We start from the raw sequence: 26,683 nt of genomic DNA on the forward strand, positions 1-26,683 counted from the left end.
CTAGCGCGCCATGTTCGTGAAGCGGGACAAGTGTAGCTGATGTGCGACGGTGACTGTACGAGTCGGTCCTGCACGGTGTTTGGCGACGATCAGGTCGGCTTCACCGCCACGTGGGTCGTCAGTCTCGAACGCGTCGGGGCGGTGCAGCAAAATCACCATGTCCGCATCTTGCTCGATCGATCCGCTTTCCCTTAGATCAGCTAACATTGGCTTCTTGTCCGTGCGCTGCTCGGGACCGCGGTTCAGCTGGCTCATCGCGACTACCGGGACCTCCAGCTCCTTCGCCAAAAGCTTGATCTGCCTTGAGAATTCAGAGACTTCCTGCTGCCGAGACTCAACCTTCTTGCCCGATGTCATCAGCTGCAGGTAGTCGAGAACGATCAGCCGCAGTCCAGCCTTCTGGTGCAGCCGGCGCGCTTTCGCGCGAATCTCCATCATCGTCAGGTTCGGCGAATCATCGATATACAAAGGCGCTTCGCTGATTTCGCTCATGCGGCGGGCTAGGCGGGTCCAGTCGTCGTCGGTCATCCGGCCGGACCGCATGTCGGCCAGCTTGATCTTGGCCTCGGCCGAGAGAAGGCGCATGACGATCTCGGACTTGCTCATTTCCAGTGAGAACACGATGCTTGGCAGCCGGTTCTTGATGGAGCATGACCGCATGAAGTCGAGGCCCAGCGTCGAGTTGTGAGTCGGGATCATCGCTCGCCCAGCCAAATACAGGTGCGCGTCGTTGTCCACCTCGACGCACCGCACCGGAACGCTCGCAATCGGCCGGACATCTGTGATGAATCGCGACGAAACCCGTACCGGACGGCCGGCCCATTGTTCCTTGTGGGCCAGCGCTTTTCGAGGGATCTGAAAAACAGAGTCATCGGTCGAAAAGTTCAGAATGCAGCCAGTCGGGCCTTCTGCGCGGTGGCAGCGGTAACCAAGGCTGACGATCAGCTCGAACGCGTCATCCGCCAGTTGCCGGTCGGTGAACCCTAGTTGGACGGCCCCACCGGCCTTCACGGTTCCGGCAGCATCCAACAAGCCGGCCAGGAGAGCACGCCGCTGACTCTCAGAGGCCCGCAAGTACTCGACCGCGATGTGCTTGGCGTCAAGCGCATCGACATCAGCACCCTCGGCTTCGACCCGCATGACCACTTCCGGATCACCGTCGAGGATCCCGCGACCGAGCCATGCGCCCAAAGTGTACGGCGGGACCGGCAAGTCGGAGTCGGCAGCCTGCAATGGCTTGGCATTTGTCACCGAGTGGTTCAGCCGGTGGTCTTGGGTCGGGCAACGAAGAGTCGCGGCGATCTCCCGCGTCGTCCGAACCGCAGCACACACTTGCATCGATGCCCGCGTCTCCGTCAGCCATTGATGTTCAGCATCCGCGATAAGCACTGTGCCATCGGAGAACTCGACCTCATAGCACGGCCGGCCCACCATGACGTCAGTTGCAGCGACGACGCGCGTGGGGCGGCCGTTTGCGTCGATCAGGTAGTCCCCGACCTTGACCTCGCCCATCGTGGTCCAGCCCGTCGGAGTCGGCAGGGGCGTATCGAGGCCCAACGCCTTGCCCATACCGGGCCTGGCCGCCACCACGATCATCTGACCCGGATGCAATCCGTTGGTGAGCTCGTCGAGTTCGGTGAAGCCCGTCGGCACACCGCGCGAGACACCGCCCTGCGAGGCGATGGCATCGATCTCGTCCATCGTCGGCTGCAGAAGGTCTTCCAGCGGAAGAAAGTCCTCAGTGGTCCGGCGCTCCGTCACGTCATAGATCTCGGCTTGCGCGCGGTCCACAATCTCGTTGACATCGGCGCCCTCGGCGCCGGCATAGCCGTACTGCACCACCCGCGTGCCGGCCTCCACGAGGCGGCGCAACAACGCCTTCTCCGCCACGATGCCCGCGTAGTACCCGGCGTTGGCAGCGGTCGGCACGGTCGAGATCAGGGTGTGCAGATACGGCGCCCCGCCGATGCGGCGCAGCAGCCCGCGACGGTCCAGCTCCGCGGCGACGGTAACGGCGTCTGCCGGCTCACCGCGCCCGTACAGGTCGAGGATCGCGTCGTAGACGTTCTGGTGGGCCGGGCGGTAGAAGTCACCCGGGCGCAGCCGCTCCAACACGTCGGCGATGGCGTCCTTGGACAGCAGCATGCCGCCCAACACCGATTGTTCGGCGGCGAGGTCCTGGGGTGGCTGGCGGCCAAAGTCCTCAGAGGGAGGAGGGCTATCCATCCCGGGCTGACCGAGATCGTCGACGACCGCCATTGGGCTGCCCCCACCTCCTCTTTATCCGTCGAACTCATGTTCGATGCACTATCAGAGGTGTACCCCACGCCCCCGACAAGTACTTGGCGTCGCGATGATGATCGGCACCGCCGACGGCTCACGCTAGACGTTGCTGGGGCCGTCGGAAACCGGGGCTGTTCATCAACCTGTTAGTGGTTTGTGGATAGCTGGGGAAAGGGGTGTTGAGTCGTTGGGGAGAACCTGTGGATCATCGGCCATTTTTGGGTTATCTGCCCAGCTAAACGCAGGGTAGCGCCGGTTGTGCGTTGTGGATGGCAAGTTCACCGGCGTGTCGGGTCCGGTTGCGATCTCGGGCGTGTTGTGTTGCCGGAGGTTATGCGCCAGGTTAACGGCCGGTTAGATTAGCTGTGGCGACCCCGCCGGAATGTGTTCGCCAGAAATACAGCAATTCCCCGGGTGCGGCCGCGAACGGCCACCACCCGGGGAATTGACGCAGACGGCTAACTCTGGGGCACGACGTCGACGGTGATGTCGACGTTCACCTCGGGGTGCAAATGCACACCGACGGTGTGGGCGCCAGTCGCCTTGATGTGTGCCTTGGGCAGCTGCACGGTGCGCTTGTCCAGGCTGGGTCCGCCGGCCTTCTTGATCGCCCCGACGATGTCGTTGGCGGTCACCGAACCGAACAGCTTGCCCGAGTCCGCGGCGGACTTCACCGGCAGCTGGATCGAACCCAGCGCGGTGATGGCGGCCTTGATCTCGTCGGCGTGCTCACGGTCGCGCACGGTCTTGGTCTCGCGGGCGCGACGGATCTCGTCGGCCTGCTTCTGGGCTCCGCGCGAGGCCACGATGGCCAGGCCGCGCGGCAGCAAGTAGTTGCGTCCGTAGCCGTCTTTCACCTCGACGGTGTCACCGGCCACGCCGAGGTGGTCGACCTCGGCAGTCAGGATGAGCTTCATGTCGATACGTCCGTTCTCTACCGTGCCGCCGAGGTGAACGGCAGCAAGGCAACCTCGCGCGCGTTCTTGACGGCGATCGCGATGTCGCGCTGGTGCTGCACGCAGTTACCGGTCACCCGGCGAGCGCGGATCTTGCCCCGCTCGCTGATGTAGGTGCGCAGCAGCTGCGTGTCCTTGTAGTCGATGTCCTGCCCCTTCTTGGAGCAGAACACGCACTTGCGGGTCTTGACCGGCTTTTCCGGTGCGGGACGCCGCTTGTTGGTCTTGGCCATGGGTCAATCTCTCTCGTTCTTCACACTGGCGCGCCCTTGGCGCACAAAGGTTTTCGTTGGGTATTAGAAGGGCGGTTCGTCGTCGCCGCCGGCGAACGAGCCCGACGCCGGGGCGCTGCCCCAGGGATCGTCGTTGGTGGGCTCACTGGCCGCCTGCGGACGGGAGCCTCCGCCACCGCCGCCTCCGCCGAAGCCGCCGCCCCCACCACCACTGCGCGAGGCCTTGTTGACCTTGGCGGTGGCATACCGCAGCGACGGGCCGATCTCGTCGACCTCGAGCTCCACGACGGTGCGCTTCTCACCCTCGCGGGTTTCGAAGGACCGCTGCTTCAGCCGGCCCTGGACGATCACCCGCGAGCCGCGGGTGAGGCTCTCGGCCACGTTCTCGGCCGCCTCACGCCAGATGTTGCAGCGCAGGAACAGCGCCTCGCCGTCTTTCCACTCGTTGGTCTGACGGTCGAACATGCGCGGGGTCGACGCCACCGTGAAGTTGGCGACGGCGGCACCGGACGGGGTGAACCGAAGTTCGGGGTCGGCGGTCAGGTTTCCGACGACGGTGATGGTCGTGTCACCGGCCACAAGGTCCTCCTGGCATAGGCGGATGGATTCACCGCGAAGCCTACGTAAGAGCTCCGACGCGCGGCGAGGTTATCCACTGGAGCGGATTGAGTCGCTGCGGACTCAGTGCTTGTCGGTCCGCATCACCTTGGTCCGCAGCACGGACTCATTCAGGTTCAGCTGACGATCGAGCTCGGACACGGTGGCCGGTTCGGCCTTCACATCGACGACGGCGTAGATGCCCTCGGCATGCTTGGCGATTTCGTAGGCCAGACGGCGCCGGCCCCAGATGTCGACCTTGTCGACCGAACCGCCGTCACTCCGGATGACGTTCAGGAACGTCTCCAGCGACGGGGCTACGGTGCGCTCGTCGAGAGTGGGGTCAAGGATGACCATGATTTCGTATGGACGCATGGGAACCTCATCACCTCCTATGGTCGTAGCGGCCACGGTGTATCCGTGGCAGAAGGGTCGCCTGCGTCGGCAACCTGCACAGGCTACCGGAGAGCAGGCTGATCAGCGAAATCAGTTCCGCCGACCGTAGTACTCCACCGCCAGCTGCAAGGTGGCATCCGAGACCTGATCCACCGCGCCGGCGTGGAACGGGGGCTGCGGGTCGTACTCGATCATCAGCTGGCTGGCCTCCGCGGCCCGGCGCCCGATCAGCAGCTCGACCAGCCGCAACGCCATATCGATGCCGCTGGACACCCCGGCCGCGGTGATGATGCGCTCGGGCAGATGCTCGACGACCCGCTGCGGGGTGTAGATCGCGCCGAAGGACTCCAACAACTCGGTGGCCCGCCAATGCGTGCCTGCGGTCAGCCCGGTCAACAGTCCCGCCGCGGCCAACACCAGGCTGCCGGTGCACACCGACGTGGTGAAGGTGGTGTGGTTGTGCACCTCGCGCACCCAGTGGAGCACCTCGGTGTCGTTGACGAGGGTCCGGGTGCCGATCCCGCCGGGAAATACCAATACATCCGGTGCGGTGACTTCGTCGAAGGTGGCGTCGACGGTCAGCCCCAGCATGCCGTTGTCGCTGCGAACCTCACCGCGCCGATGCCCGACGAAGACGACGTCGATCGACGGGATCCGCTGCAGCACCTCGTACGGCCCGATCGCATCCAGTGCGGTGTTACGCGGGAACAGTGCTATCGCGATTTGCATCCGGTGCCTCTTGTTCCTCCGGCGCCTCGGCAGCCGCTTCGCGCGGACGCAGCCACCGCGGAAACCACTTCGGCAGCGCGTCTTCGGCGCCGTCGAACACTCCCCCGGCCGGATCGTCCACGCGGCCATTCCAGCGCACCAGGTCCAGTTCGGGCCGGTAGATCTGGCGGACCACCAACACCATGAGGACCGCGACCGCGATATCCCGCAACAGCACCGTGGCGGTGAACCACTGCTCGGGCAGACCCTTGTTGGCCTCGCCGTACAGGTAGTACATCCGCGGTACCCAGACCAGCATGTCGATGGTCATCCACGCCAACAGAATTCGACGCTGCGGCAGGGCGAGCACCGCCAGCGGCACCAACCACAGCGAGAACTGCGGGCTCCACACCTTGTTCACCAACAGGAACGCCGCCACCGTCAGGAACGCCAGCTGTGCCACCCGAGGCCGCTGTGGCGCGGTCAGCGCGATGTAAGCGATTGCCGCACAGCACAACACGAACACCACGGCGACGAATGTGTTGAGAATTACCGGCGGCTCCCAAAACCCCAGCTTCGCGTCGAAACCGTTCCAGCCGGTGAACGACTTCACCACGTTGTACAGCGAATCCATGTCGTCACCGCGGCGGGAGTTGAGCCGGAAGAACTCCGACCAGCCCCGCGGAAACAGCGCCATCACGGGAAGATTGACCACAAACCAGGCACCGACCGCCGCCACCACAGTCTTAGCGGCCTCCGGCATCCGGTCGGTGCGGATCGCCAGCACGACCAACGGCAACAGCAGCAGCGCCGGATACAACTTGGCAGCCACGCCGAGCCCGATCAGGATGCCGGCCAGCACCGGCTTCTTCCGCGCCCATGCCAACAGGCCGCCCACCGCCAAAGCCGTTGCCAGCGCGTCGAAATTGGTGAAGATCTGGAAGATCAGCACCGGCGATGCGGCCACCAGCGCGGCGTCCCACACGCGCCGGCCCGCCAACCACGATGTCGCCCATACCGTCGTCAGCCAGGCGAGCGCGAGCCCGATCGCCGCGAAGTTGAAGAACATCACCACTTCGGCGACGACCGGCAGCGACACCATCTTCGCCACCGCCGTGTAGGTCTTGGCCAATGCCATCGACACGTACTGGTACACCCCGGTCAGCACCGGATACTCCATGTAGCGGACCGCGGGCTTGCCGTCATACCGAATCTGCGGCCGCCCGCTCGAGTCGGTCTCGATCCAGCTCGACTTGTACGGGAATCGGCCCTGGCTCAACAACTCCGCCCCGTACAGCGGGACAGTGTCGGAGTAGCACAGCTCGAAGTAGGCGCGCTGATTCTGCCAGTTCGCCACCCGCTGATCCGGGGTGCCGGTCCCGGTGGTCTGCAGGCACGGCGCCTTCGTCGACCAGCCCAGCGCCAGGACCACCAGCGCCATCAAGAACATGACCCGCAACGGGGTGAAGATCCGCGTCCGGCCGATCAGTGCGTGGCGACCCACCGGGCCGCCGACCACCTCCGACAGTGCCGCACCCAAAGAGTCTGTGCGGCTTGGCATGTCACGGTCATCCGCGCTGCGCCGATCCTCGGCCAGCGGTTGGGGTGAGACGGTGGCGCGGCCGTCGATCACGGCGGCGGAGGCGGCAAAGGTGCGTTCGGGTCACCGCCGCCCGGCGGCGGTTGCGGGCCGCCCGGGACCGGCGGCGGGCCGCCGCCCGGCGGAACCGTGATGGTCGTCGGGGGTCCGAGCGGGATCGTAATGCCCGGCGCCACTTCGATACTCGGCTGAATGACCGTCTCCGACGGCGGCGCGGGCGGCGGAGGCGGCGGTGCAGGCACACCGGCAAAACCGCCGATCTCGGTCGGCTTGGGGAACGACTCGTTGTCGGTGCCCTTCAGCGCCCCATCCATCGTCGCTTTCCAGATGTCCGACGGGATACCCGAGCCGTACACCTGCCCACCCGAGGCCGTGACCAGTGGCTGGGTGCCGTCGGTGGTACCGACCCACACCGCCGTCGACAACGACGGGGTGTAGCCGACCATCCACGCGTCACGGTTGGCGTCGGTGTCACCGAGCTGGTTGGTTCCGGTCTTGGCCGCCGACGGCCGGCCGCCGGCCAGGTTGTGTCCCCTGGAATATCCGGCGATCGGTTGCATCGCCGCGGTCACGTTGTCAGCAACTGCCTTCGGGATGCGCTGCTCTCCGGCGTTGTCGGTGGTGCTCGCGTCGAAGAGCACCTCGCCCCGCGAGTTGACGACCTTCTCCACGAAGTGCGGCTTGTGATAGACCCCGGAGTCGGCCAATGTCGCATACGCCGACGCCATGTCGAGCACCCGGGACTGGTACTGCCCCAGGACGACGCCGTTGTTCGGCGGCCCACCCTTGCCGTCCTCGGACAGGGTGTGCTCCACGCCCGGGAAGCTTTCCGCGATACCGGCTTTGTGCGCGGCGTCGGCGACGTCACTCGGCCCGTTCTTCAGCTTGAGCATCAGGCGGTAGTAGGAGGTGTTCAGCGACCGCTTCAGCGCCTCGGCGATGTTGCAGACGCCGCAGCCCTCGCCTTCAACGTTGGTGATCTTGATGCCGTTGACGGTCACCGGCGAGCTGTCGATCTGATAGCCCAGGCCCATGCCCTGCTCGAGGGCGGCCACCAACGCGAACACCTTGAACGACGAACCCGTCGGTAGACCCGCCTGCGCGAAGTCGAAGCCCTGCGCATCCGACCCGCCGTAATAAGCTTTCACCCCACCGGTTTTGGGGTCGATGGACACCACCGCCGAACGCATGTCCGGCATCTCACCCTCGAGGTTTTTCGCCACCGCATCCTCGGCGGCCTTCTGCGCCTTCGGGTCGATCGTCGTGGTGATCTGCAGGCCTTGGGTGTTCAGTGTCTGCTCGTCGATGTTGAACAGGTCGAGCAATTCCTTGGTGACCTGGCGTTCGATCAGCCCGTTCGGCCCGGTTGTGACGTTGTTGGAGCGGGCCTGCTCGGGTGACACCGTCTGCGGGAACTGCTGTTGGGAGCGTTCGTCTTTCGACAGCGCGCCCATCGACACCATGCCGTCGAGCACCCAGTTCCAGCGCTTGGCCGCACCGTCGGGATCGATCGCGGGGTCCAGGGTCGACGGCCGCTGGATCAACGCCGCCAGCAGGGCGCCCTCCGCGACCGTCAACTGCTCGACCGGCTTGTCGAAGTATGCCTTCGCGGCCGCCGAGATGCCGTAGGCGCCGCGACCGAAATAGATGATGTTCAGGTATGCCTGCAGCACTTCGTCTTTGGACCACTCGCTCGACATCTTCGTCGAGATCACGAGCTCCTTGGCCTTACGCACGACGCCGCCGACACCGGATCGAGCATCACCGACGAGCGCATTCTTGACGTATTGCTGGGTGATCGTCGACCCGCCCTGCAGGTCACCGCCGAAGAGGTTGTTCTTGAGCGCGCGTGCGAAGCCCGAGAACGAGAAGCCCGGATTGCTGTAGAAATCGCGGTCCTCGGCGGCCATCACCGCGTTGCGTACCTGGACCGGAACCTGGTCGATGTTGACGTCGACTCGATTGCCTTCCGGGGGAACGATTTTCGCCAGCTCTGAGCCGTCGCTGGCCAGGATCGTCGACACCTGATTGGTGCGCAGGTCACCCGGCTGGGGCACCTTGACGATCATGTAGGCCATGCCGAAGGTGATCAGCGGCAGCACGATCAACACCACGGCGGCCAGGTACAGCGACCGGCGCACCCACTTCCAGTTGATCTGCTGGGAGAACGTCGGCGGCTTGAACGGCGGCCGGCCACCGGGTCCGCCCGGGCCACCCGTGCGGGGTGGCGGCGGCGGCAGCTTCGGCGGCGGAGTGCCGTCCAAGGCGGCCTTGACGACGTCGACCGGGTCGCGCAGCAGCGGCGCGGTGTCGTCGCGGATCGGCTCGATGATCGACGTCAACCGGTCGTCGGGCGGCACCTGCCTGCGGGGAGCGGAGCGGGACGGACCGGAACCGTCGCCGGCCACGGGGATCCTCGTCGTCGGCGGCTCCGGGCGACCGGACACATCGTCGACCCCTGATCCCTTACGGATGTCAGCGGCAGACCGGTCGGGACGCCCTTCGCTATTCACTGGCCGTACGCGCGCCGGAGCGCGCCGTCTGGGTGCCCCGGCGTCCGCGCGTCCCGTTGGTGGGACGCGGCGCTCCGAGCACATAGGACTTGACCAAGTGATTCCATTCGCAGGTCCGGCATACCTCCACCACGTGTACCGAGAATTCGTCGAATCGAGTCGCCAGCAACACCAGCTCCTCGGCGGTGCGCGCGGATCCCGAAACCGCACCCAGGTGATCACCGAACACCCAGGACACCAATGTCAGCGGCTCTTTGCGACAGATCGGACACATCACCGAACTGGGCTTGCCGTGAAACTTGGCGGCGCGCAACAGATAGGGATTGGCGTCACAGACCTCGGAGACCCCGGTTCGACCGGAGTACACCTCGGCCAGCAGGGAGCGTCGCCGAAGGGCGTAGTCCACCACCTGTCGCTGCAATCGCACGATGACCAGAGTACGTCGGCGATCTGGGCAACGACACGCAACCGACTCGTGGCACCGCAGAATATGTGCCTGGTCTGCACTGTTGGTGGCCGAACTCTTACGATCATCGCCGTGGCGACATCGCAGACTGCCAGCACGCGCGCGAAGGACACCGACCGCAACGACACGTGCCAGATTTTGGACACCGCGCTGTCCGAGGGACAGCTGTCCATGACCGAGCACCAACAGCGCGTCAAGGCGGCGACCAATGCGACGACGCTGGGCGACTTGCGGGCGCTGGTGTCCGATCTGCAGACCGCCAACGCCCCGGTGCAGCTGCCCGCTCTGAAGAAGCCGCGGCTGTCGACCGACGGCGCCGGCGGCAGCTGGGGCATTCGCCTGGCGATCATGGGCGTGCTGGTGGTGCTCGGCATCGGCATCGGCTGGGGCCTGTACGGCAACACCCCCTCGCCGCTGAACTTCACCTCAGACCCGGGCGCCAAGTCCGACGGGGTGGCTCCGGTCGTGCTGACCCCGCCGCGTCAGCTGCACTCACTCGGCGGGCTCACCGGGTTGTTCGAGCAGATGAAGAAGAAGTTCGGCGACACGAACGGCAACCGGCTGGTGATCTACCCCGACTACGCGTCGCTGACCCGGCCGGATCCCAACGACGACCGCCGCGAGCTCAACTACACCTACCGCGGCGGCTGGGACGATCCGAGCACCTCGGCGGCCAGCAGCGATGCCCAGGTCGTGGACCTGAGCAAGTTCGACACCAAGGCCGTCATCGGCGTGCTGCGCGGCGCGCCGGAGACATTGAACATGAAGCCCGGCGACGCCAAGAGCACCTATCTGATCATCGAGCCGAGCCGCGACCAGACCGTCCCGGGGACGCTGTCGATCTCGATCTACGTCTCCAGTGATTTCGGCAGCGGCGACATCGTGCTGAATCCCGACGGCTCGGAAAAGCGGATCAGCTACCCGTAATCGGGGCCGGTCTCCGCGCGAGCGTGACTCGGATGTCACGTTCGGCGCCGAGCGCGACCCTGGCGTGACACTCGACGGCATCCGTCTGGTCCGGCGACGTTCAAGTGGCGTTAAATATATCGCTCCGATATTATCGCCGGAGGTGTCGAAGCGCCGTAACGGCCGAGCAAAGGAGGTGACCCGATGCTGGAGCTTGCCATCTTGGGTCTTCTCCTGGAGTCCCCCATGCACGGCTACGAACTGCGCAAGAGACTGACGGGCTTGTTGGGCGCCTTCCGGGCGTTCTCTTATGGCTCGCTGTATCCGGCTCTGCGCCGGATGCAGGCCGACGGGCTGATCGCCGAGGACACCGCACCTGCGGGAACCACGGTGTTGCGCCGCGCCCGGCGGGTATATGCGCTGACCGATGCCGGTCGTCAACGGTTCGCCGAACTGGTGGCCGACACCGGTCCGCAGAACTACACCGACGACGGCTTCGGTGTGCACCTGGCGTTCTTCAACCGCACACCGGCCGAGGCGCGGATGCGAATCCTGGAAGGCCGCCGGCGCCAGGTGGAAGAACGTCGCGAAGGTCTGCGGGAGGCCATCGCGCGAGCGAGCAACTCGTTCGACCGCTACACGAAACAACTGCATCAGCTGGGCCTGGAGTCCAGCGAGCGGGAAGTGAAGTGGCTCAACGAACTGATCGCCGCTGAGCGGGTGGCCCAAAGCCACCCAGACCAGGCCTGACGCGGCCACCGAAATACCTGAACAGCAGCCAGCAGAAGTACGAGTTAGGAGAACGTCCCATGACTGAGCACAACGGAGCGTCGACAGATGTGCGCGTCGCCATCGTCGGCGTCGGCAACTGCGCGTCCTCATTGGTCCAGGGCGTGCAGTACTACAAGGACGCCGACGCCAACGCCAGCGTTCCCGGCCTGATGCACGTGAAGCTCGGTCCGTACCACGTCCGCGACGTGAAGTTCGTCGCCGCGTTCGATGTGGACGCCAAAAAGGTCGGCTTCGACCTGTCCGAGGCCATCTTCGCCTCGGAGAACAACACCATCAAGATCGCCGACGTGCCGCCGACCGACGTCGTCGTGCAGCGCGGCCCGACGCTGGACGGCATCGGCAAGTACTACGCCGACACCATCGAGCTCTCCGACGAGCAGCCCGTTGACGTCGTCAAGATCCTCAAGGACAACAAGGTCGACGTGCTGGTGTCCTACCTGCCGGTGGGCTCGGACGAGGCCGACAAGTTCTACGCCCAGTGCGCCATCGACGCCAAGGTCGCGTTCGTCAACGCACTGCCGGTGTTCATCGCCTCGGATCCCGAGTGGGCCAAGAAGTTCGAAGACGCCGGTGTGCCGATCGTCGGTGACGACATCAAGAGCCAGGTCGGCGCGACCATCACCCACCGCGTGATGGCCAAGTTGTTCGAGGACCGCGGCGTCACCCTGGACCGCACGTACCAGCTGAACGTCGGCGGCAACATGGACTTCAAGAACATGCTCGAGCGCGAGCGCTTGGAGTCCAAGAAGGTGTCCAAGACCCAGGCCGTGACGTCCAACCTCACCGGCTCGCTGGCCGGCAAGGTCGAGGACAAGAACGTGCACATCGGCCCGTCCGACCACGTCGCGTGGCTCGACGACCGCAAGTGGGCCTACGTGCGCCTCGAGGGCCGCGCCTTCGGTGACGTGCCGCTGAACCTGGAGTACAAGCTCGAGGTGTGGGACTCGCCGAACTCGGCAGGCATCATCATCGACGCCGTGCGCGCCGCGAAGATCGCCAAGGACCGCGGCATCGGCGGCCCGATCATCCCCGCATCGGCGTACCTGATGAAGAGCCCGCCGAAGCAGCTGGCCGACGACATCGCGCGCGCCGAACTCGAGAAGTTCATCGAAGGCGAGTAACTCGCACCGAGAGTGCGGTCAGATCCGGATGGGACGCCCCATCGCGATCTGGCCGCACTTTCGCGTTAGATGACTGTGTGATCTCCGATGACGAGCTGATCCGCCTCGACGACGAATTCGCGCTACTGCCCGAGAACGCCGAACAGGCCGGGGTGAGCACTGCGCTGCCACCGGTCACCAGGATCGAATCCGGTCCGATCAGCGCGCTGAAGTGGGGCGCCGAACCGCCGCAGGTCGTCTTCCTGCACGGCGGCGGGCAGAACGCCCACACCTGGGACACCGTCATCCTCGGGCTGGGTGTGCCCGCACTCGCGATCGACCTGCCCGGCCATGGCCGCTCCGCGTGGCGGGAGGACGGTGACTACGGCCCGCGGCTCAATGCCGAAACCCTGCTGCCCGTGTTACGCGAATGGGCGCCCACCCCGCGGCTGGTGGTCGGAATGTCGCTGGGCGGGCTGACCGCGCTGCGCATCGCGACCGTCGAGCCGTCGCTGGTTCCCGAACTCGTACTCGTCGACGTCACCCCGTCCGCGCCCGAACGTCACGAGCAGATGAGCCAGGCTCAGCTGGGCGCGGTCGCACTGGTACAGGGTGAGCGCACCTTCGAAAGCTTCGCCGCCATGCTGGACGTCACGGTCGCGGCGTCACCGACCCGGAGCCGAGAGTCGCTGCGCCGCGGCGTCTTTCACAACTCCAAACAACTCGACGACGGAACCTGGACGTGGCGCTACGACTCGTTCCGCAAGAGAGCGGACTCCGGTGAGGGATTACCGGAGTCGTTCGCCGGCCTCTGGGATGACGTCCCGTCGATCACCATGCCCACCACACTGGTGCGCGGGGCCAACTCGTTCTTCGTCAATGACGATGACGCCGACGAATTCGCCCGCACCGCACCGGGTTTCCAGCGGGTCATCAAGGTCCCCGACTCCGGTCACTCAGTCCAGGGCGACCAACCCCGCGCACTGGTGGACATTCTGCGCGACGTGCTCGCCGGCTGAGTTTGCCTGTTGTTCATCGCCTGATTCCCAGCTGATTCACAGCCGTGTCCTAGTTTCGGGCCCATGGCCCTGGTCCCGCTGAACCTGCTGATCGATCACAACGGACGCTCGGCTCGCCAGCGGATCACCTGTCGTTATCGCTGCGGCGACGCCTGCGCGCACCCGGCGCCCAACACCAGCGACAACCCCTACTTTGGTGACCTTGTGCGCGAAACGGTCTCGCGGCGTTCGGCGCTGAAAGCCGCAGGCGTCGCCGTGCTCGCTGTCGGCGCCGGCTCCGCACTGGCGGCCTGCTCGCAGGACGCCAAACCGACCGGACAGCCCACGCCGCCGCCGTCGGCGCCGAATCCCGGCATGAACTTCACTGCGGTGGCGCCCAACACCGAGGACGCCGTCGTCATCCCCCCGGGTTACCAGCAGGCGGTGGTGATCAGCTGGGGTGACCCGGTACTGCCCGGCGCCCCCGCTTTCGACGTGACCAAGCAGACCGCCGCCGCGCAGCGCCAGCAGTTCGGTTTCAACAACGACTTCGCCGGACTCCTGCCGATCGACGGCGCCCCGAACCACTACCTACTCGTCGTGAACCACGAGTACACCACCGAACGGTTCATGTTCCCCGGCTACGACGAAAAGCGGCCGACCCGTGAACAATTCGAGACCGCACTGGCCGCGCACGGCCTGACCGTCGTCGAAGTCGAGCGCACCCCGACCGGGCTCAAGCCGGTACTGGGTCCCTACAACCGCCGGATCACCGCCGACACCCCGTTCACCCTCACCGGGCCTGCGGCGGAGAGCGAGTTCGTCAAGACGGCCGCCGACCCGACCGGGCGGACCGTCAGCGGCACGATCAACAACTGCTCGGGCGGCATCACGCCGTGGGGCACCGTGCTGTCCGGTGAAGAGAACTTCAACGCCTATTTCGGCGCGGCCGACGGCGCGCAAGCGCCGACTCCGATCGACGCGGACCGCTGGAAGCGCTACGGCATCAAACCCAAACCCAGCGAACGGCTTTGGGAAACCTTCGATCCGCGGTTCGACCCGACCAAGGCGCCCAACGAGGTCAACCGCTTCGGCTACGTCGTCGAGGTGAACCCGTGGGATCCGCGCTCGACTCCGGTCAAGCACACCGCGATGGGCCGCTTCAAGCACGAGGCGGCCAACATCTACGTCACCCCGGACGGCACCGTGGTCGCCTACAGCGGCGACGACGAACGCTTCGACTACATGTACAAGTTCGTCTCCGCCAAGAAGATTCAGCCCGGCCGCGACGCGGCCGCAATGGCCAGCAACATGACGATCCTCGACGAGGGCACGTTGTACGTCGCCAAGCTGTCCACCGACATCCCGGCCGACCAGATCGACGGCTCGGGCACGCTGCCGGCCTCCGGCGCGTTCCGTGGATCGGGAACGTGGATCCCGTTGCTGCGCTCGGGGCCCGACGGCGCCGGGGAATCGATGGTCCCCGGCATGACCGCGCACGAGGTCGCGGTGTTCACCCGGTTCGCCGCCGACAAGGCAGGCGCCACCAAGATGGACCGGCCCGAAGACTTCGAGGCCAACCCCCGCACCGGCAAACTCTACGTCGCGCTGACCAACAACAACGAACGCGGCGCCAAAAACAAGCCGGCCGCCGACGCAGCCAATCCGCGCAACGACAACAAGAACGGTCAGATCCTCGAGATCACCGACGACCACGCCGGCACCTCGTTCACCTGGGATCTACTGCTGGTCTGCGGCGACCCCGCCGCCGCGAACACCTACTTCGGCGGCTTCGACAAGTCGAAGGTCAGCCCGATCTCCTGCCCCGACAACCTCGCCTTCGACAAGCACGGCAACCTGTGGATCGCCACCGACGGCAATGCCCTGTCCTCAAACGACGGTCTGTTCGCGGTCGCGCTCGAGGGGCCCAATCGTGGTGACACACGCCAGTTCCTGACGGTCCCGATCGGGGCGGAAACCTGCGGGCCGGTCGTGCTCGACGACCTCGTCACCGTTTCGGTGCAACACCCGGGCGAGCACGACGACAACAGCATCGACGACCCACTGTCCCACTGGCCGGAGGGTGGCAACGGCACCGCCCGCCCGTCGATCGTGGCGGTCTGGAAGACGGGCGGGAATATCGGCGTCTGACGAAACGTACGGTTGGGGTGTGACCTATCCCATTCGCATCGGCGTGCAATTGCAGCCGCAGCATTCCACCGATTACGACCAGATCCGCGATGCCGTCCGCCGCTGTGAAGACATCGGCGTCGACGTGGTCTTCAACTGGGACCACTTCTTCCCGCTCTACGGCGACCCCGAGGGTGCGCACTTCGAGTGCTGGACCATGCTGGGCGCCTGGGCCGAGCAGACCTCCCGCGTCGAGATCGGCGCCCTGGTCTCCTGCAACTCCTACCGCAACCCGGAGCTGCTGGCCGACATGGCCCGTACCGTCGATCACATCTCAGGCGGCCGACTGATCCTCGGCATCGGCTCGGGCTGGAAGCAGAAGGACTACGACGAGTACGGCTACGACTTCGGCACCGTCGGCAGCCGCCTCGACGACCTCGCCGGTGCGCTGCCGCGCATCAAGTCGCGGCTGGCCAAGCTCAATCCGGCACCGACCCGGGACATCCCGATCCTGATCGGTGGCCAGGGCGAGAAGAAGACGCTGCGCCTGGTCGCCGAGCACGGCGACATCTGGCACGGATTCACCAACGCCGAGACCTACCCCGGCAAGGCCGACGTCCTGGACCGCCACTGCTCAGACGTGGGCCGCGATCCAGGTGCGATCGAACGGTCCTCGGGCGTGGAGGGCCGCGACCGCGACACCATCATCGCCAACGCCGAGGCGCTGGCCGGGCTGGGCGTGAGCCTGCTGACCGTCGGCTGCGACGGGCCGGATTACGACCTGGGGCCGGCCGAGGCGTTGGTGCGCTGGCGCGACGCCCGTTAGCAGGGCTCGAACTCCAGCGGCAGCGACTCCAGGCCGAAAGTGCCGGCGGGCCACAGCGTGGTGGCCTCGCCGGCCAACCGGTAATCCGGGATGCGCGCGTGGAATTCCTCGATGGTGAGCCGCAATTCGCGGCGCGCCAGGTGCGAACCGAGGCACCGGTGGATGCCGCCGCCGAATGCCAGGTGTGTCGGCTTCGCGGTCAAATCCATGTCGTGCGCGCCCATACCATCGCGATTCGCGGTGAACAGCATCAGCATCACGTGAGAATTCGCCGGGATCGTCACACCTTCGACCTCGACGTCCGCGGTGGTCACTCGCGGAACCCCGGGCACCGGGCCGTCGAGACGCAGCACTTCTTCGATGAACGGCGGGATCAACGACGGGTCGTCGATCAACCGGCGTCGCAACACCGGGTCATTGGCCAGGTTGAGCAGCGCGAACCCGATAGCGCCGGTGACGGTGTCCAACCCGGCCAGGATGATCAGGAAGCACAGGCCGAGAATCTCGGCGTCGGTCCAGGCCGCGTCACCGTCAAGCGCCAGAATGTTGCTCAGCATGTCGTCGCCGGGGTGACTGCGCTTGACCTCGATCTGCTCGGCGAGGAACCCGAAAAGCGCAATGCTGCAATCGATTACCGACTGTGACTGCTCGCTACCGAGCGATGCGATGTCGGCGCCCTTGATGATCCCGGTCACCCAGCCCAGGAACTTGGGCAGGTGTTCCAGTGGCAGGCCGAACAACGTCAGGATCGCCTGCGTGGGGAACTTGTAGGACAGGTCGGCGACAACGTCGCACCGGCCGAGCGGGGCGAACTTGTCGATGTGTCCGCGCAACTGCGCGCGCAGTTCGCCATCCATCGCTTCCATGCGTTTGGGCCCGAACATCGGGTCGAGCACCCGCCGGTAGTCCGCATGCTTGGGTGGATCGATCGCGATCGGAATCATCTGGATGGCATTGGCGACGCCATCGAAAGCCCTGGCCGAGGAGAACAACTCGGGGTGCTTCTGGGCGAATCGGACGCCCTCGTAACTGGTGATCAGCCACATTGAGCCGACCTGGTACACCGGGCCCGGCTTGAGCAAATGGTCGACCGCCGCGGCGCGCCCTGCCGGCACCGGGGTTTCGGCGTAGTAACTGTCCGGCAGACCGATCGTCGTCATGGTCGGAGCGTAACGAGACTCACAGTCTCGTTACCCTGGATTCGGCGAGATACCCGAAAGTAACCGGGATGATTGCGCCGAGAACACGCCTCCTGGATGCGGCGGAGAGGGAAATGCCCAAACGCTATGGGGTCAAAGAGAAGGACCTTGTCGTTGCGCACGTCCTCGACATGCTGCTCACAGGGCAGCTGCGGTCGGGAGATCGTGTGGACCGCAACGAGCTCACCACTGCCCTCGGACTGAGCCGCGTGCCGGTCCAGGAAGCCCTCAACCAACTCGAACACGACGGCATTGTGGAATCGCGCTATCACCGTGGAGCGTTCATCCATCGCTTCGACGCCGACGTCCTGCGCGAGCACTACGAAGTGCACGGCCTGCTGACTGGTGCGGCCGCTGCGCGGGCTGCCGCCGATCCCCGCCCAGAGGTCCTCGACCGACTCGCCGAGCCAATGGCCGTCATGCGCGCCTCATCCGACTCGCGCGTCTTCCTCAACGCGGCCAACCTCTTCCGGGATATCGTCCTCGGCGAATATGCGGGCCCACGACTGACTGCCGGCATTCGGGCCTCGCGCGGGTTCATGCGCCAGGAATTCTGGGCCAACTACCCACACACGGTGAACCAGCTCCTGCCGCTCGCCGAAGCCGAACACACCGCAATCCATCACCGCAGTCCGTCGGCCGCGCGGCAAGCCTGCCTGGACCGCACCGACCTGATGGCCGACGTACTCATCGCGGAACTTCAACGAGCCGGAGTGCTCACCGATTTGGACTCCGCCTGAGCGCAAGGCGTGCCGGGATTGCCCTGGGCAGTACCTTGCTAGTGATGGCTTTTCACATACGTCTGGCGGCGATGCTGTCGGCCCTGCTGATGGTCGCCGGTCTGGTGGCTGCCGCGCCCGCGGGCGCGGACCAGTGCGCGCCGCCCGGCAAGGAGTCGGCCAGTGCGCTGCCCACCAACCTGGCCGCCGCCGCGAAAGGGCCCGAAGCCGACAAGTACACCACCGCGACGGTGGAGCCGCTGACGTCGGTGAACCGTGACGCGCTCGGCCTGATCACTCCGGGCACGCTGACCGTGGGAACCCTGTCGGATGCGCCGCCGAGCATCTGCATCGACTCCAAGGGCCAGTTCACCGGCTTCGACAACGAACTCCTGCGCGCGATCGCAGACAAGCTTGGTCTGAAGATCTCGTTCGTCGGCACCGAGTTCTCCGGCTTGCTCGCCCAAGTCGCCGCCCGCCGCTTCGACGTCGGGTCGTCATCGATCACCACCACCGATGCCCGCCGCCGCACCGTCGGCTTCACCAACGGCTACGACTTCGGTTACTTCTCCTTGGTGGTGCCGTCGGGCTCGCCGATCACGAGCTTCGACAAACTCGCGCCCGGTCAGCGCATCGGCGTGGTGCAGGGCACCGTGCAGGAGGCCTACCTCATCGACACGCTGCACCTGCAGCCGGTGAAATTCCCGGACTACAACACCGTGTACGCCAGCCTGAAGACCCGGCAGATCGACGCATGGGTGGCGCCGTCGCAGCAGGCGGTCGGCACCGTCAAGCCGGGCGACCCGGCGCAGATCGTCGAAAACACCTTCAGCTTGGACAATTTCGTCGCCTACGCGGTCGCCGGCGAGAACAAGCCGCTGATCGACGCGTTGAACTCCGGGCTCGATGCCGTCATAGCCGACGGCACCTGGTCGCGGTTGTACTCCGACTGGGTGCCGCGGGCCTTGCCGCCGGGGTGGAAGCCCGGTTCGAAAGCCGCACCGGTACCGCAACTCCCGGACTTCGCCGCGATCGCCGCCGCCCACGAGAAGCCCGCCGCCGTCGGGGCGGCACCGAAATCGGTGCTGACGCAGCTGCGGGAGTCGTTCCTGGACTGGAACCTCTACAAGAAGGCCATCCCCGACCTGCTGACCACCGGGCTTCCGAACACGTTGATCCTGACGATCTGCGCCAGCGTGATCGGACTGCTGCTCGGCATGGTGCTGGCCGTCGCCGGGATCTCCCGCTCACGCTGGCTGCGCTGGCCGGCGCGGGTCTACACCGACATCTTCCGCGGGTTGCCGGAGGTCGTGATCATCCTGCTGATCGGCCTGGGCATCGGGCCGGTCGTCGGCAGCCTGACCGGAAACAACCCCTACCCGCTCGGCATCGCGGCACTCGGGTTGATGGCCGCGGCCTATGTCGGCGAGATTTTCCGCTCCGGTATTCAGAGTGTGGACGCCGGGCAGCTGGAAGCTTCCCGCGCACTCGGGTTCAGTTACACCTCCTCGATGCGACTGGTCGTTGTTCCGCAAGGTGTACGACGGGTGTTGCCCGCCTTGGTGAATCAGTTCATCTCGCTGCTGAAAGCCTCTTCTCTGGTGTACTTCCTCGGCCTCGTGGCCAGCCAGCGTGAGCTGTTCCAGGTGGGCCGCGACCTCAACGCCCAGACCGGCAACCTGTCACCGTTGGTGGCGGCGGGGCTGTTCTACCTGTTGCTGACGATCCCGCTGACGCACCTGGTGAACTACATCGACGCGCGGCTCCGCCGGGGCCGAACCGAGGCCGACGACGACCCGCTGGCGCCGCCCACCACGACCCAGGAGATGGTGTGATGGCGTCGCTTCCCGAACCGGTTTCGTTGAGCTCCAAGGACATTCACCTGGCCTTCGGCACCAACAAAGTGCTGCGCGGGGTGGACCTTGACGTGCCCGCCGGCACCACGACGGCCGTGATCGGGCCGTCGGGATCGGGTAAGTCGACGCTGCTGCGCACCCTCAACAGGCTGTACGAGCCCGACCGCGGGGACATTCTGCTCGACGGCAAGTCGGTGCTCCGCGACGATCCCGACACCCTGCGCCAACGGATCGGCATGGTGTTCCAACAGTTCAACCTGTTCCCGCATCGCAGCGTGGTCGACAATGTCGCGCTGGCGCCGCGCAAGCTCAAGAGGTTGTCGGCCGACGAATCGCGCGAACTGGCGCTCGCCCAATTGGACCGGGTCGGTCTCAAGCACAAAGCCGAGGTGCGACCAGCCACCCTGTCCGGCGGTCAGCAGCAGCGGGTCGCGATCGCGCGGGCGCTGGCGATGGCCCCGCAGGTGATGTTCTTCGACGAGGCCACCTCCGCACTCGACCCGGAGTTGGTCAAGGGAATCCTGGCGCTGATCGCCGAGCTCGGTTCGGACGGGATGACGATGGTGGTGGTCACCCACGAGATGGGATTCGCCCAGTCGACCGCGGATTCGGTGGTGTTCATGGATTACGGCCAGGTGATCGAGAGCGGGCCGCCGGACCAGATCTTCAGCGCCGCCGAGACCGAGCGCCTGCAGCGCTTCCTGTCGCAAGTTCTTTGACTCGGGCGCCGAAAACCGCGGTTAATGCGGTTGACAACCGCCGACAGGTTAGACTAGCGAACTATGATTGAGGCCGAGCCGCAGGTCACTGACCTGTCCGGAGACCTGCAACGGGTCTTGTCGAAGCTCTTTTCGGTCTTGCGCCGCGCCGACACCAAGTCCAATAACGCCGGAGCCGACCTCACCCTCGCCCAGCTGTCCATCCTGCTGACCCTGCTGGATCAGGGTCCGATCCGGATGACCGAGCTGGCCGCGCGCGAACGGGTGCGCACCCCGACCACCACGGTGGCGATCCGCCGACTGGAGAAACTCGGCCTGGTGAAGAGGTCGCGTGACCCGTCGGATCTGCGAGCCGTTCTGGTCGAGGTCACCCCGCAGGGGCTGGTACAGCATCGCGAGGCGCTGGCCGTCCGGCGGGCGAACCTGGCCGCCCTGCTGTCGAAGCTGACCGAGGAAGAGCGGGACACGCTCGCGACGGCGCTGCGTCCGCTGGAGCGGTTGGCCGAGCAGGCCGAGAACTAGCTATTTCTCAACCGAGCCAGTCAAGGACCGCGGCCGCGGTCCACGACTGTTGCATGCTGCCCAGCGGCTCGCCGGTAAACGGTTCGTAGTACTCGGCGAACGTGCCGTCGCTGGCCTGCCGAAGGCCTTCCTGGCGCAGCAACAGCGAGCGCTCCGACCAACCCCGGCGGGCGAACGCCCAGGAGAACAGCCACGTCAACACCGGCCACACCGGGCCGCGCCAATATTCGCGCGGCCGGAAATCCTTGGAAACCGGTGACGTCGACGGGATCACCGCGTACCTCAGGTCCGGGTGGCCGCAGAACCGCGGGCCTTCCAGGATCCGCAGCAGCGCGCGTTCGCGGTCGTGCGGCAGGCCGCCGCAGAGTAACGGCGCGAACTGCGCAGCGGTTTCGGTGGCGATCCACTTGTCCGCCCGCACATCGAAATCCTTTGCTGCGCCCGTTCTTTCATCGGTCGTCTCGACGACACCCGTCCGGAACCGCTCAGCCCAGGAGTACAGGTCGCGGACGTCGGCGTTGGGCCGCTTGTAGTCCTCGCCGATGTTGGCCAGCACATCGCAGGCCACCGCGAAGATGGCCGAGACGAAGACGTCCTCGACGGCGAAGCTCATCACCTTCGGCAACAGATCGTCGTCGTAGCGAACCGATTTCATCTCCTCGAGTAGCCACAGATAGCGGTCGTACTCGGTGTCGGACGGCCGCTGGCTGGCGTCGGTGACGATGTGGTTGTCCTCGCGCTGGTACTCCGGAAGATTGCCCGGAATGACGTTGGCGTAGGCGGAATCCCAGCGCGGTGAGTTGTCCATACCGGACTCCCAGCCGTGATACAGGGTGACGCGGCCGCGCTCGTTCTGATCGCGGGCCTCGGCCAGCCAACGATGCCAGCGCACTAGATCCGGCCAGCGCCGGTCGAGGAACGCTTCGGCGACGGCCCGGGTCGAGCGCCCCCTGGTACGGGCGCGGTCCAAAATGCGTTGCACCGCAATGGCATGCACCGGCGGCTGGGTGATCCCCGACGTGTGCCGGGTGCGCGGGGCGTTGGCGGCCAGCGCGGAGGTGGCCCAGCGGGCCGGGCCAGGGAAGTATCCGTCGACCCCGTTGGCGAACACGATGTGCGGGATCATCCCGTTGGTCCATTGCGCCGACAGCAGCGTGTCGAGTTCGACGACGGCGCGCTCGACGCTCAGCGGTGCCAGTCCGACGGCGACGAACGCGGCGTCCCAACTCCACATGTGCGGGTAGAGCAGCGGCGCCGCGGAGGTCATCACGCCCAGGTCGTTACCGCGCAGAAGGTAGGCGGCGCGGGCCGCCAACTGCGTCGGGCCGAAGCTCGGGTCGTATGCCACGCGTTCATTCTGCGGCGCGGGACTGCGAAACGCAGGTCGGTAGGGTTGGAATTGTGCCGACAGCCCTCATCACCGGTGCCGGCGGCGGGATCGGATCCGCGATCGCCGACGCCCTGGCCCCCACCCACACGCTGCTCCTGGCAGGTCGGCCATCCGACCGACTCGACGCCGTCGCCACCCGCCTCGGTGCGACGACCTGGCCGCTGGACCTCACCGATCCCGACGGAATCGAGGCCGCCGCCGAGCCGCTCGCCGAGCTCGACGTGCTGGTCCACAACGCAGGCGTCGCGTATCCGGGGCGGTTCGACGACTCGACGCCCGAACAGTGGCGGGCCTGTTTCGAGGTCAACGTGACTGGCGCGGTCGCCCTCACCCAGGCGCTGCTTCCGGCGCTGCGGGCGGCGCGCGGGCACGTGGTGTTCATCAACTCCGGCGCGGGGCTGAACGCGTCGCCCGGGCTGGCCGCGTACTCAGCGAGCAAGTTCGCTCAGCGCGCGTTCGCCGACTCGCTTCGCGCGGACGTACCGGAGCTGCGCGTCACCAGCATTCACCCCGGCCGGGTCGCCACCGAGATGCAGGAGGATCTCGTCGCCTACGAGGGCGGCGAGTATGACCCGGCGAAATTCCTCAAGCCCGAGACTGTCGCGCGGATCGTCGCCGACGTGATCGCCACCCCTCCCGACGCCCACACCCACCAGGTGGTCGTCCGGCCGCGTTAGCCTCGCGCCGAGATCGACGTTGTGCGGCGTTCCACTCGCACTTTCCCTGCGGTTTGTCGGTTTGGGCGAAAGGGGGGCGGGCTCCCTAGACGACGAGGTTGACCAGGCGGCCGGGAACCACGATGACCTTCTTCGGGGTCGCTCCGGCGAGGAAGGCCTGGACCTTCTCATCGGCAAGCGCGGCCGCCTCGAGGCTGGCTTTGTCGGCGTCCGCGGCGACGGTGATGCGCCCGCGGACCTTGCCGTTGACCTGCACCGGGTACTCGACGGTGTCGTCCACCAGGTACTGCGGATCGGCCACCGGGAAAGGCCCGTGCGCCAACGACTTCGAGTGGCCCAGTCGCTGCCACAGCTCCTCCGCCAGGTGCGGCGAGAGCGGCGCGACCATCAGCACCAGCGGCTCGAGCGCCGCGCGAGCGGTGACGCCCTCCTTGGTGAGGTGGTTGGTGTACTCGATCAGCTTGGCCGCGGCGGTGTTGTTTCGCAGGCCGGCGTAATCGTCGGCCACGCTCGCGATCGTGCGGTGCAGCAGCCGCAGGGTGTCCTCGTCGAGCGCTTCATGCTCGGAGGCCCTTGTCTCGCCGGTCGTTTCGTCGACGACGAGCCGCCACACCCGCTGCAGGAACCGATAGGCGCCGACGACGTCCTTGGTCGCCCACGGCCGTGACGCCTCCAGCGGACCCATCGACATCTCGTAGACGCGCAGGGTGTCCGCGCCGTAGCCGTCGCAAATTTCGTCCGGAGAGATCGAGTTCTTGAGGCTCTTACCGATCTTGCCGAACTCTTGGAAAACCTCGATTTCACCGTCGTCGCCCGGCAGGAAGAACTTGCCGTCGCGCTCGACCACATCCGCGGCGGGCACATAGGCGCCACGGGAATCGGTGTAGGCGAAGGCTTGGATGTAGCCCTGGTTCACCAGGCGGCGGTACGGCTCGCGCGACGAGACGTGCCCGAGGTCGTGCAACACCTTGTGCCAGAACCGGCAGTACAGCAGATGCAGCACCGCGTGCTCGACGCCGCCGACGTAGACGTCCACTCCCCCGGGGTCGTCCGGGCCGTGCTCGGCCGGCCGCGGACCCATCCAGTACTGCTCGTTCTCCTTGGCGCAGAACTCGTTTGGATTGTGCGGGTCGGCGTAACGCAGCTCGTACCAGGAGCTGCCCGCCCACTGCGGCATCACGTTGGTGTCGCGGGTATAGGTCTGTGGGCCGTCGCCGAGGTCCAGTTCCACCGTTACCCAGTCGGTGGCCTTGTTCAGCGGCGGGGACGGCTCACTGTCGGCGTCCTCCGGGTCGAACATCACCGGCGAGTAGTCGGCGATGTCAGGCAGCTCCACCGGCAGCGCCGATTCGGGCAGGGGGTGAGCCCGGCCGTCGGCGTCGTACACGATCGGGAACGGCTCGCCCCAGTACCGCTGGCGCGCGAAAAGCCAGTCACGCAGCTTGTATTCGACCCGGGCACTACCCCGGCCGTCGGCCTCGAGACGCTCGGTGATCGCCTTTTTGGCGTCTTCGACGGTCAGCCCGTCCAGGTACCGCGAGTTCACCAGTGCACCGTCGCCGGAATACGCCGCCTCGGCGATGTCTCCGCCCGAGATGACTTCCTTGATCGGCAGGCCGAACTCGCTGGCGAACTCCCAGTCCCGCTGGTCGTGCCCCGGGACCGCCATGATCGCGCCAGTGCCGTAGCCGGCCAGCACGTAGTCGGCGATGAAGATCGGGACCTGTTGTCCATCAGCGGGATTGGTCGCATACGTGCCGAGGAAGACACCGGTCTTGGTCTTGTTCTCCTGGCGCTCCAGATCGGATTTCGCCGCGATCGACTTCCGGTAGGCGGCGATCGCCTCGGCCGGGGTGGCCGCGCCGGAGGTCCACAGTGGGTCCACACCCGCGGGCCATTGCGCCGCGGCCAGTCGATCGACCAACTCGTGCTCGGGGGCGAGCACCAGATAGGTCGCGCCGAACAGGGTGTCGGGCCGGGTGGTGAAGACCTCGATATCGGAGCCGTCGGCGTCGAACAACACCGACGCGCCAGTGGAGCGACCGATCCAGTTGCGCTGCATGGTCTTGACCTTCTCGGGCCAGTCCAGCACGTCGAGATCGTCGAGCAGTCGGTCGGAGTAGGCGGTGATCCGCATCATCCACTGCCGCAAGCGCTTCCGGAACACCGGGAAGTTGCCGCGCTCGCTGCGGCCCTCGGACGTGACCTCCTCATTGGCCAGCACGGTACCCAGGCCCGGGCACCAGTTCACCAACGAGTCGGCAAGGTAGACCAGGCGGTAGCCGTCGATGACGTCGGCCCGCTCCGCCGACGACAACGCGGACCACTGCCTGCCATCGTCGAGAGTCCTTGCACCGGAATCGAACTCGGCCACCAGATCCGCGATCGGCCGGGCCTTGTTCTGGTCGGTGTCGAACCAGGCGTTGTAGATCTGAAGGAAGATCCACTGCGTCCATTTGTAGAAGTCGACGTCGGTGGTCGAGAAGCTGCGTCGCTGGTCGTGCCCGAGGCCCAGCCGACCCAGCTGACGGCGGAAGTTGACGATATTGGCCTCGGTGCGGATCCGCGGGTGGGTACCGGTCTGGATCGCGTACTGCTCGGCGGGCAGGCCGAAGGCGTCGAAGCCCAACGCGTGCAGCACATTGCGTCCGGTCATCCGGAAATAGCGTGCATAGACATCGGTGGCGATGTAGCCAAGCGGGTGCCCGACGTGCAGACCCTCCCCGGAGGGATAGGGGAACATGTCCTGGACGAACATCTTGTCGTCGGGGACGGCTGCACCGTCTGCGGGTGCCAGCGACCCGACCGGGTTCGGCACGTTGAAGGTGCCCCACGACTGCCAGTTCTCCTGCCAGGTCCGCTCGATCTGCCCGGCCAGCTCGGCGGTGTAGCGGTACCGCGGAGTGTCGGTCTCCGCGCTGCCGTGCGATGCGGTCGGGGTATCGGTCACGTCAAACAGGGTATAAGGGCCGCTCGCGCGGCCCCCGGCGCGATAGCGCGGTGTGACCCCGGTCGCACCCCGTGCAACGGCCCGGTCTCGGATGCATTGCAGTGCGGTCGACGGTTGATTCCAGCTCTGTTCCAGCCCTATCCGAGG

Annotated in this window: 23 protein-coding genes; 11 read left to right on the top strand and 12 right to left on the bottom strand. The window is 66.1% G+C overall.

Features of this window, described 5'->3' with window-relative positions; translation table 11 throughout:
- The 9 genes from dnaB to K0O64_RS29265 form a co-directional block, all read right to left on the bottom strand.
- A complete protein-coding gene (gene dnaB, locus K0O64_RS30235) occupies window positions 1-2,259 on the bottom strand; it encodes a replicative DNA helicase (protein WP_096312600.1) in 2,259 nt (752 codons plus the stop codon).
- A 482-nt stretch (window positions 2,260-2,741) separates the two neighbouring features.
- Window positions 2,742-3,200 carry a 50S ribosomal protein L9 gene (rplI, locus tag K0O64_RS29230; protein WP_071948375.1) on the bottom strand — a complete coding sequence of 153 codons (459 nt, stop codon included), beginning with the start codon at window positions 3,198-3,200 and terminating at the stop codon, window positions 2,742-2,744.
- Between the two features lie 17 nt (window positions 3,201-3,217).
- On the bottom strand, window positions 3,218-3,472 hold the full coding sequence (gene rpsR, locus K0O64_RS29235) for a 30S ribosomal protein S18 (RefSeq protein WP_005142196.1): 255 nt from the start codon (window positions 3,470-3,472) through the stop codon (window positions 3,218-3,220).
- A gap of 63 nt (window positions 3,473-3,535) precedes the next feature.
- A complete protein-coding gene (locus K0O64_RS29240) occupies window positions 3,536-4,051 on the bottom strand; it encodes a single-stranded DNA-binding protein (protein ID WP_071948374.1) in 516 nt (171 codons plus the stop codon).
- A gap of 102 nt (window positions 4,052-4,153) precedes the next feature.
- The gene (rpsF, locus tag K0O64_RS29245; protein WP_036342207.1) at window positions 4,154-4,444 is read right to left on the bottom strand and encodes a 30S ribosomal protein S6; all 291 of its coding nucleotides are present in this window, start codon (window positions 4,442-4,444) and stop codon (window positions 4,154-4,156) included.
- Between the two features lie 111 nt (window positions 4,445-4,555).
- The gene (locus tag K0O64_RS29250) at window positions 4,556-5,194 is read right to left on the bottom strand and encodes a DJ-1/PfpI family protein (protein WP_096312601.1); all 639 of its coding nucleotides are present in this window, start codon (window positions 5,192-5,194) and stop codon (window positions 4,556-4,558) included.
- A complete protein-coding gene (locus K0O64_RS29255; RefSeq protein ID WP_225933799.1) occupies window positions 5,163-6,734 on the bottom strand; it encodes a glycosyltransferase family 87 protein in 1,572 nt (523 codons plus the stop codon). The genes K0O64_RS29250 and K0O64_RS29255 overlap by 32 nt, the downstream gene beginning before the upstream one ends.
- 68 nt (window positions 6,735-6,802) lie before the next feature.
- Entirely contained in the window at window positions 6,803-9,286 is a 2,484-nt protein-coding gene (locus K0O64_RS29260; protein ID WP_425574819.1) for a transglycosylase domain-containing protein, read from the bottom strand.
- On the bottom strand, window positions 9,279-9,713 hold the full coding sequence (locus K0O64_RS29265; RefSeq protein WP_047333912.1) for a DUF5318 family protein: 435 nt from the start codon (window positions 9,711-9,713) through the stop codon (window positions 9,279-9,281). Before K0O64_RS29265 ends, K0O64_RS29260 begins: the two co-directional genes overlap by 8 nt.
- Before the next feature lie 111 nt (window positions 9,714-9,824).
- On the opposite strand from K0O64_RS29265, the gene K0O64_RS29270 reads away from it, so the two are divergent.
- The 6 genes from K0O64_RS29270 to K0O64_RS29295 all read left to right on the top strand — a co-directional run bounded on the left by K0O64_RS29270 (window position 9,825) and on the right by K0O64_RS29295 (window position 16,504).
- Entirely contained in the window at window positions 9,825-10,679 is an 855-nt protein-coding gene (locus K0O64_RS29270) for a DUF1707 SHOCT-like domain-containing protein (protein WP_096312604.1), read from the top strand.
- A gap of 183 nt (window positions 10,680-10,862) precedes the next feature.
- The gene (locus tag K0O64_RS29275) at window positions 10,863-11,408 is read left to right on the top strand and encodes a PadR family transcriptional regulator (RefSeq protein WP_047332873.1); all 546 of its coding nucleotides are present in this window, start codon (window positions 10,863-10,865) and stop codon (window positions 11,406-11,408) included.
- Between the two features lie 59 nt (window positions 11,409-11,467).
- Complete coding sequence (locus K0O64_RS29280; RefSeq protein ID WP_071948370.1) at window positions 11,468-12,571, top strand: inositol-3-phosphate synthase; 1,104 nt, start codon at window positions 11,468-11,470, stop codon at window positions 12,569-12,571.
- Window positions 12,572-12,648: 77 nt separating this feature from the next.
- Window positions 12,649-13,569, top strand: a complete 921-nt coding sequence (locus tag K0O64_RS29285) for an Rv0045c family esterase (protein ID WP_096312605.1) — start codon at window positions 12,649-12,651, stop codon at window positions 13,567-13,569.
- 63 nt (window positions 13,570-13,632) lie between these two features.
- The gene (locus tag K0O64_RS29290) at window positions 13,633-15,699 is read left to right on the top strand and encodes a PhoX family protein (protein WP_096312606.1); all 2,067 of its coding nucleotides are present in this window, start codon (window positions 13,633-13,635) and stop codon (window positions 15,697-15,699) included.
- Window positions 15,700-15,718: 19 nt separating this feature from the next.
- Window positions 15,719-16,504, top strand: a complete 786-nt coding sequence (locus K0O64_RS29295) for an LLM class F420-dependent oxidoreductase (RefSeq protein WP_096312607.1) — start codon at window positions 15,719-15,721, stop codon at window positions 16,502-16,504.
- Here K0O64_RS29295 and K0O64_RS29300 read toward each other — a convergent pair.
- The gene (locus tag K0O64_RS29300) at window positions 16,501-17,664 is read right to left on the bottom strand and encodes a cytochrome P450 (protein WP_220045892.1); all 1,164 of its coding nucleotides are present in this window, start codon (window positions 17,662-17,664) and stop codon (window positions 16,501-16,503) included. The genes K0O64_RS29295 and K0O64_RS29300 overlap by 4 nt on opposite strands.
- A 113-nt stretch (window positions 17,665-17,777) precedes the next feature.
- On the opposite strand from K0O64_RS29300, the gene K0O64_RS29305 reads away from it, so the two are divergent.
- From K0O64_RS29305 to K0O64_RS29320, 4 genes are all read left to right on the top strand, one after another.
- Window positions 17,778-18,443 carry a GntR family transcriptional regulator gene (locus K0O64_RS29305; RefSeq protein ID WP_220045893.1) on the top strand — a complete coding sequence of 222 codons (666 nt, stop codon included), beginning with the start codon at window positions 17,778-17,780 and terminating at the stop codon, window positions 18,441-18,443.
- A 71-nt stretch (window positions 18,444-18,514) separates the two neighbouring features.
- Window positions 18,515-20,257 carry an ABC transporter substrate-binding protein/permease gene (locus K0O64_RS29310; RefSeq protein ID WP_425574820.1) on the top strand — a complete coding sequence of 581 codons (1,743 nt, stop codon included), beginning with the start codon at window positions 18,515-18,517 and terminating at the stop codon, window positions 20,255-20,257.
- Window positions 20,257-20,997 (top strand): amino acid ABC transporter ATP-binding protein, encoded by a 741-nt coding sequence (locus K0O64_RS29315; RefSeq protein WP_220045895.1) that lies wholly within the window; start codon window positions 20,257-20,259, stop codon window positions 20,995-20,997. Before K0O64_RS29310 ends, K0O64_RS29315 begins: the two co-directional genes overlap by 1 nt.
- 63 nt (window positions 20,998-21,060) lie before the next feature.
- Entirely contained in the window at window positions 21,061-21,519 is a 459-nt protein-coding gene (locus K0O64_RS29320; RefSeq protein ID WP_220045896.1) for a MarR family winged helix-turn-helix transcriptional regulator, read from the top strand.
- Window positions 21,520-21,526: 7 nt separating this feature from the next.
- Here K0O64_RS29320 and ggh read toward each other — a convergent pair whose 3' ends face one another.
- Entirely contained in the window at window positions 21,527-22,867 is a 1,341-nt protein-coding gene (gene ggh / locus K0O64_RS29325) for a glucosylglycerate hydrolase (RefSeq protein ID WP_220045897.1), read from the bottom strand.
- Window positions 22,868-22,920: 53 nt separating this feature from the next.
- Between ggh and K0O64_RS29330 the strand changes: the two genes are divergently transcribed.
- A complete protein-coding gene (locus K0O64_RS29330; protein WP_220045898.1) occupies window positions 22,921-23,586 on the top strand; it encodes an SDR family oxidoreductase in 666 nt (221 codons plus the stop codon).
- A gap of 85 nt (window positions 23,587-23,671) precedes the next feature.
- On the opposite strand, the gene leuS is transcribed toward K0O64_RS29330, so the two are convergent.
- Window positions 23,672-26,536 (bottom strand): leucine--tRNA ligase, encoded by a 2,865-nt coding sequence (gene leuS / locus K0O64_RS29335; RefSeq protein ID WP_220045899.1) that lies wholly within the window; start codon window positions 26,534-26,536, stop codon window positions 23,672-23,674.
- Window positions 26,537-26,683: the final 147 nt, after the last annotated feature.

It is taken from the genome of Mycolicibacterium pallens (assembly GCF_019456675.1).
Lineage (GTDB): Bacteria > Actinomycetota > Actinomycetes > Mycobacteriales > Mycobacteriaceae > Mycobacterium > Mycobacterium crocinum.